The following is a 7,079-nucleotide window of genomic DNA, read 5'->3' on the forward strand; positions in this document are numbered from 1 at the left end:
TCTCGCTCTTAGGGTTCGAGGGCTGGCGGGACGGCCAGAGTGCGGGCGCCACGGCTTCCCGCCAGCACCAACTGGCCGTCGGCGGACTGAGTGGCACCGGCCACCGGAGACGGTGCCGGTTGCTGCACCAGTCGCAATTGCTCGCCCGTGCCCTGGCTGACCAGCATCTGCCCGCCCTGGGTGAACAGGCGGTAGTTGCCGGCGGCATCGACCAGGCCTGCGGTGATGCTGATGTGCAGGCCGGTATCCAGTGCGGTCCAGTTCTGGCCGCCGTCGGTGCTGCGCAATACGTTGCCGCGCAGGCCGTAGACCAGCACCTCGCCGGGCTTGCCGAGCACGCCGAAGAAGCTGCCCTGATAAGGCGTCGGCACGGCTACGAAACGCTGGGCGCTTTCGTCCCACTTGAGCAACAGGCCCTGCTCGCCGGCGATGTACAGCGCATCGCCCGTGGAGGCGATGGCGTTGAGGTGGAAACCCTGGGGGTTGTCGGTGCGATCCTGGAACGGGGTCCAGCTCTGGCCGCCGTCTTCGGTGCGCAGGATCAGGTTGAACACGCCCACGACGTAGCCGACCTTGTCGTTGGCGAACCAGACATCCAGCAGCGGTTTGTCCGCGCCCTGATCGACAAGTCGTTGGCCTTCCGTGGCCAACTGGGGCCATTGCTCGTTGTTCGGCTCGGCCTTGGCCAGGTCCGAGTAATGCTTGACCAGCAACGCGCCGATCTGGCGACCGTTCAGTTGCCGGGTCCAGGTCGCGCCGGCATCGCTGCTGTGCAGCACCACGCCGTCGTTGCCCACCGCCCAGCCTTGGCTGGCGGTCGGGAACGTCACGGCGGTGAGGTCGGCACTGACCGGCACGGAGGCCTGTTGCCAGTGCAAACCTGCATCATCGGAAAACAGAATGTGGCCACGCTGGCCGACGCTGATCACCCGCGAACCTGCGCGGGTCATGCCGGACAACGGGCTGTTGATCGCGAGGGCGCTGGTTTTGGCCGGGAGGTCCAGCACATCGACGTAATCGGCGGCAAAGCTGACGCTCTGCAACACGCTCAACACCACGCCACAGGCCAAATGCAGATAATTGTTTTTATATGAACACATACCGCGTCCTCTTCGGAAAACCGCGTCGGGACACAGGTGCGTGTACCCGACGTTCAAACGGCGCGCGCGCTTTGCCGCAAGGCCCGCCGTCTTGTGGACGGAGGACCCTGTGAGCGCACTGTGTAGCGGGTGTTTTAGCGAATGCCGGCGCCAGCCAGCGATTCGGAAGACCACTGGGCCTTGGAGAGCGGATCGGTGTACTTGATGCCGCCGTACGGGCCGACCACACCGTTGATGTTGTAGGAGCCGCCAACCAGGTCATAGATCATGAACGGGGTGGAGTCCGGCACCTGCTTGTCGTAGCTCTGGCTCAGGAAGGCGAACGAACCACGGTAGAGCTGACCACGGGCGTCGTACTGGTCGGAGGCCAGAGCGGTCCAGCTGTCTTCGTCGAGGTAGAAGCGACGCTTGGCGTAGATGTGACGGGCGCCCGGCTTGAGGGTGCCTTCGACGACCCACACGCGGTGTTTTTCCCAGCGCACGAAGTCCGGAGCCAGGTGGTTGGCGGTGGTCAGCGACTTCGGATCCTGGGCGTAGGTCAGCTTGTAGGTGTTGTAGGGCACGATCATTTCCTGCTTGCCCACCAGCTTCCAGTCGTAGCGGTCCAGCGCACCGTTGAACACGAACACGTCGTCGTAGGTACCGGCACCGGCGGTACCCGGGTTAGGCGTGTCGTAGGCCAGGTTCGGCGCCAGTTTCACCCGACGCTGCCCCGGCAGATATTGCCAGGCGCGACGCGGTTGCTGCAGCGGGTTGGCGGCGTCCTTGAGCATCACCGCTTCACCGGCGCGGCGCGCAGGGCCGGTGTAGGCCAGCTTCATCTGGTAGTAGACGTCGGCGCTGCTGATCGGCTGCGTCAGGTTTTCGTAGATCGGGTAGGAAATGAACGCCTGCCCGGTGATCGCCAGGCTCGGCACGCCCGCGGCGTCAACGTTCCAGGAATCGTACTTGGAGCTGATGTTCACACCCTGATAACGCAACAGGAAGTTCCACATCGCTTCGTTGCCCGATTGCGGAATCGGGAACGGCACGCCCGGCAGGACGTTGTCGATGGCCAGACCGTTTTCCAGGGACTTGGCGCCGCTGGCGTTCTTCACGCCGTTATCCAGGATCGCCTGAGGCAGCGAAACGGTACGGTGAGTCGGGTACACGTCGACGCGAAACGTAGGGAAGCGCTTGGCCAGTTCAACGGTGGTCGCGGTCAGCAGGCTCTTGTACTGATCGACGTTCTTGCCGTCGATCGACACCAGCGGCTTTTCACTGGCGAACGGGTCCGGACGCATGCTGTCGCCGGACTTGAAGCTGGCCGGCGGCGTGGTCAGGCCACCGTTGTAGGCCGGGATCGAGCCATCGGCGTTGCCGGCTTTTTCGGCGCCGACCAGGGTCAGGCTGGTACCCAGTTTGGCAGCGTCCTGGGGGGACACGGCGGCCAGTGCCTGGCCGGCGAAGATCAGGGCGAGCGATGTGGCCAATACGGTTTGAGCAAATTTCATCTTGATATTCTCCTGCTTGCGTCGAGCAAATCAGTGGTGAATCAAAAAGTGGTTTTCATCGTCAGGTACAGGGCGCCGCGGTCCTCGGTGGTGGCACCGCCACCGGAGAAGGACGAGTAGCCGCCGGCGTAGCAGGCATAGTTTTCGTTGCCGCTGAAAGCGTTCGGGGTCGAACCGTCACCGCCAGTCGGGCCGGTGCTGACACCGCTGACGTTGCACTTGTCGGTCTTGCCGAAGGAATCCACGTATTTCAGATCGACGAAGTATTTGTTGTACACAACGGCCCCCAGGCCCACTGCGTAGTTGCCGGTATCCTTGGCTCCCCCACCGGAAACCGGAGACACACCGGCCAGGCCGACGTTGACCGACATCGGTGCGTTCAGGTCCACACCCGGGAACACCTGGTACCAGGTCGGAGTGAAGTTGACGGCCAGTCCCCAGTTGTCGCGAGTCGGCTGGTCAATGCCGCGATAGCTGTCCTTGCCTTTGTAGAGCGCCTCGTTTTTGCTATCGAGTTTGAGAAGGTTGCTGTAGTAGAGCTCGGCGAGCACGGTTGCCTGGTCGAAAACCGGGGTCTTCGGCAGGGTCATCAGGCCGTTGATGGTCCAGTGCAGGGTGTCGCCGGTGGCGGCCATGGCATCACCCTTCTGCGGGGTGTCATACACGATGCCGGTGGCGGCGGTACGGGCCGGCAGCAGGCCCAGGCCCTGGCCCAGTCCCAATGGGCTGTTGGTGCTGACGATCGCCGGGATACTGGCCAGCGGCATGTTGTGGCGCACGTTCAGGTCCGAACCCACGCTCACACCGCCGACATCTTTGGACAGACTCAGGCCGACGATCTTGATGTTGTCGGCATAGGCCAGTTGATAGGTGGCGGCGCTCAGGGAGTTCAGCGTGTTGACCACCGCCGGGACCTGGCCTGCCGGGCGCGTGCCGTTGGCATTGGCCGAGCTGATGCCACGGGCGTCCAGCCAGGCTTGCGGCAGGATCTCCGAGGTTTCGCGGTAGTAAACGCCCAGGGTGCCGTCCAGCCACGCCGGCGACCACTTGGCCATGATGCCCCAGTCGCCACGCTTGTCCGGCGTCAGGTCGTGGCCGCGACGTACGTTGGTCAGCGCATTGCACGGCGCCAGGCCGCAGCCCAGAGGACTGCCAGGCACGACAGCATTAGTGTTACCCAGCAGGAACGACTGCGCGCCGAAACCGACCAGGTCGGAACCGCCGTAGTAGGTGCCGGCTTCTGGTAAGCGAGCGGCGTCCCAGTCGAGAAAGTACTGCGCACCGATGGTCAACTCGGGGTTGACGGTGAAAGACATCGACAGCTGGTTACGTGGAACGAACAGTTCCTTGGCTTCGGTGCCCGGCGACGCGGCCAGTTTGGCCAGGTCCAGACCCGACTGGCCGTAGCTCATCGAATGCACAGGGTTGAGGATGGTTTCGCCCCAGAACACGTTGTGCTGGCCAGCCTTGACGCTGAGCATCGACTCCTCGCCCACTTCGGTGCTGTAGAACACGAAGGCATCGAGGATTTCGCCGGACGGGCCGGTGTAGTAGCGCTGGGCGTAGTTGCTCAGGTGCGGGCTGCCGTTGCCGACGTTGTCATTGGTGACCGGCGCCAGGCGCGGGTCGTTGGCTACAAGACCTGAGGTCGAGCCATTGCCGTTGACGAACGGGTTGGAATTGGAACCGGTGTTCTCGTAGGCCTTGTCGTACCAGCTGGCGGCGCTGACGCGAAAGCCCATGGCGTTCTGGTAGACAACGTCCATTTCGGTCAACAGGTCGATACGGTTGGTGATGTTGGTACCGGCCTTGCGGAAGTTGTAATCGCCGTCGTTGTTGTTCGGTGTTCCCAACATGCGCTTGTCCGCGCTTTCGGTGCGCACGCCGTAGTTGTACTTAATGGTGTTGTCGACACGCATCGTCCAGTCCGGATTCCCCGTATCGATCTCGACTGCCTGCACTACCGGAGCAAAGGCAGCGGGCATGATGGCGGCCAGGATGGCCGACGCCAGCAGGCTGTAGCGTGGAGCGGTGAAGCCGTGACTCTTGTTGTTGTGCATTGCGTTGTCTCCGCCTTTTTCTATTTGTTTTAAGCGCAGCCGCCCTCTCGCAAGCCTGTTGTGAGCCTGCGTTTTCAGGAATGAGGGCAATGGCCGGTTGCGTGTTGCCGGACCGGCTCCTGTATTAGCGATCCAGCTCCAGGATGAGCGCCTCGGCTTGCTGCCATGGGCCAAATCCTGCGGCCGGATTGAGATGGCCGACGTCGCCCAGATCGAGCAAATCGGCGCCCCAGTTTTCCGCCATGCGCGTGGCGGCGGTGAAACTGGCCAAGTGATCGTTGGTGCTGGCGGCCACGATGCTCGGGAACGGCAGCGGGCCTTGGGGAAGTGGATTCCAGCCCTGGCTTTTCAGGGTCTCGGAAGAAGGATAGTTGGACGGCCAGACCGCATCGAGGTCCGGTGGCGCGGCCAGCAACGCGCCCTTGATCGGACGGCTGTACTGCGCGGCCCAGTGGGCGACCATCAATACGCCGGCACTGTGGGCGACCAGAATCACCGGGCCGTCGATCTGCTCCAGTTCATGCTGGATCGCACGAACCCGCGCGCCACAGTCGAGCTTGTCGGTTTCCAGCGGCGGCACACTGCGTACTTTTTCGAGCTTCGCCTCAAGCAACGTTTGCCAATGTTCGGCAACGTGCTCGCGCAGGCCCGGTACGATCAGAACGGTTGCGGCAGTTTGCAGTTTGTCCACGTCTACACCTTCGCTATCACGGTGAATCGGCTGACTCGGTGGTCAGCGCTTTCTTGTAGTACCGACATTAAAGACCCCCCACCCCGGGCGCTTTTCATTGGACGTCAGGCACTTTTCTTTTCATGACAAATGGGCATTGGCCATCGCTGTGCTACCGTTGATCAAGAAATCCCACGGTTGCCGTGCAGGCCGCTGTAATCAATGGGTGCAGCTCGATCGAGGCGTCTGGGACGGGTGATTTTCGGCCGTTCGCAACGACCGTCGGCGGCGAATTCGCAACTGTTCAATCGATGATGTGCTGGCTATAGTCGCCACGCTTGTTTCCACCGCAATTGGCCCGGGAAAGACCATCGCATGACCAAGCTTGTACGCGCCGCTGTGTTGACCAACTACCTGGAGGTCACTCAGTACCTGTCGTTCAACCCGCGTGATGTATTGGCGGGCGTCGGCCTGAGCAAGGCCCAGCTGCAAGCGCCCGAACACCGCATATCCATCGATGCCGCCGTGCGTCTGCTGGAAGATTCGGCCGCCGCCAGTGGCTGCCAGAACTTCGGCCTGAGCATGGCCGAGTCGCGGCAATTGTCGGATTTCGGTGTGGTCAGTCTGTTGCTCAGCCACCAGCGCACCTTGCGCGAGGCTTTGCAGGTGGTGGTCAACTATCGGCACCTGATGAACGACTCATTGGCGATCTTCATCGAAGAAGCCGGCAAGATGGTGATCATTCGCGAAGAGGTGGTCACCGAATCACCAATGCCCAGCCGCCAGGCCACCGAGCTGGCGCTGGGGGTGATGTTCCGCCTGTGCTCTGCCCTGCTCGGCTCGCACTGGCATCCTTACAGTGTCAATTTCACTCATCAGGCGCCTGAGAATCTGCAGCTGCATCGGCGGTTGTTTGGTTGCACGCTGGAGTTTGGCAGCGAGTTCAATGGCATCGTGTGTTCCGATGCGAGTCTGGACATGACCAATCCCAATGCGGACCCGGCGATGGCGCGGTATGCGCAGAGTTATCTTGATTCGCTGCAGAGTAATGAAGGCGCTTCGATGTTGTTCGAGGTGCGTAAGGCTATTTATCTGCTGCTGCCGATGGGGCGTGCCACGATTGAGCAGGTGGCGCAGAGTCAGGGGATGAATGTGCGGACCTTGCAGCGGCGGTTGAAGGATGATGGGTGTGCGTTTAACGATGTGATCAACGATGTGCGTCGCGATCTTGTACTGCGCTACTTGGACAACCCCAACTACTCGCTCAGCCGCATCGCCGATATGCTCGGGTATTCCATGGCCAGTTCGTTTACCCGCTGGTTCATCAGCCAGTTCGGCATGCCTCCGGCGGCTTGGCGGGCATCGCATAAGCAGGGCAAGCCCTCTACCCCACCGGACCTGTAGGAGCGAGGCTTGCTCGCGAAGGCGTCCTCGCGACCAACCCTTTTTTGCGGATGTACCCGGACCCACTGTGGGAGCGGGCTTGCTCGCGAAGACGGCCTCGCAGACAACCTCATTTTTGCGGGTGTACCCCAGACCCATTGTGGGAGCGAGCCTGCTCGCGATGCTTTTGGGTACATATCCATTGCTGCGGTAACGGCCGCTTATGGTTCCGCCCTTACGGCGGGTCACTTGGAAAAGCGCCAAGTAACCCAGCGCTTTTATCCCCTGACGTCCGGTGCCTCGCCTAGGCTCGGCATCCCCTCGCTCCGGTCCTGCTCCGTGGGCCCGCCGCCATCGGCCATCCATGGCCGGG

The 7,079-nt window shown here is 62.1% G+C and carries 5 protein-coding genes; 1 reads left to right on the forward strand and 4 read right to left on the reverse strand.

Annotation, left to right across the window (positions count from 1 at the left end; translation table 11 throughout):
- Window positions 1-8: 8 nt before the first annotated feature.
- The 4 genes from ACW9JE_RS15175 to ACW9JE_RS15190 all read right to left on the reverse strand — a co-directional run bounded on the left by ACW9JE_RS15175 (window position 9) and on the right by ACW9JE_RS15190 (window position 5,344).
- Window positions 9-1,100 carry a WD40/YVTN/BNR-like repeat-containing protein gene (locus ACW9JE_RS15175; RefSeq protein ID WP_457433200.1) on the reverse strand — a complete coding sequence of 364 codons (1,092 nt, stop codon included), beginning with the start codon at window positions 1,098-1,100 and terminating at the stop codon, window positions 9-11.
- Between the two features lie 134 nt (window positions 1,101-1,234).
- A complete protein-coding gene (locus ACW9JE_RS15180; RefSeq protein WP_457433201.1) occupies window positions 1,235-2,593 on the reverse strand; it encodes a DUF1329 domain-containing protein in 1,359 nt (452 codons plus the stop codon).
- A 41-nt stretch (window positions 2,594-2,634) separates the two neighbouring features.
- Window positions 2,635-4,653, reverse strand: coding sequence for a DUF1302 domain-containing protein (locus tag ACW9JE_RS15185; RefSeq protein WP_457433202.1), 2,019 nt, complete (start codon window positions 4,651-4,653; stop codon window positions 2,635-2,637).
- 124 nt (window positions 4,654-4,777) lie between these two features.
- Window positions 4,778-5,344: an RBBP9/YdeN family alpha/beta hydrolase gene (locus ACW9JE_RS15190; protein WP_175380037.1), complete on the reverse strand. Its 567-nt coding sequence runs from the start codon at window positions 5,342-5,344 to the stop codon at window positions 4,778-4,780.
- A gap of 354 nt (window positions 5,345-5,698) precedes the next feature.
- Between ACW9JE_RS15190 and ACW9JE_RS15195 the strand changes: the two genes are divergently transcribed.
- Complete coding sequence (locus ACW9JE_RS15195) at window positions 5,699-6,727, forward strand: AraC family transcriptional regulator (RefSeq protein WP_224533784.1); 1,029 nt, start codon at window positions 5,699-5,701, stop codon at window positions 6,725-6,727.
- Window positions 6,728-7,079: the final 352 nt, after the last annotated feature.

This window comes from Pseudomonas sp. SDO55104_S430 (assembly GCF_054070595.1).

Coding starts and splice junctions, on each gene's coding strand:
- ACW9JE_RS15180 (WP_457433201.1), bottom strand. CDS start 2,593: ATGAAATTTGCTCAAACCGTATTGGCCACATCGCTCGCCCTGATCTTC.
- ACW9JE_RS15175 (WP_457433200.1), bottom strand. CDS start 1,100: ATGTGTTCATATAAAAACAATTATCTGCATTTGGCCTGTGGCGTGGTG.
- ACW9JE_RS15195 (WP_224533784.1), top strand. CDS start 5,699: ATGACCAAGCTTGTACGCGCCGCTGTGTTGACCAACTACCTGGAGGTC.
- ACW9JE_RS15185 (WP_457433202.1), bottom strand. CDS start 4,653: ATGCACAACAACAAGAGTCACGGCTTCACCGCTCCACGCTACAGCCTG.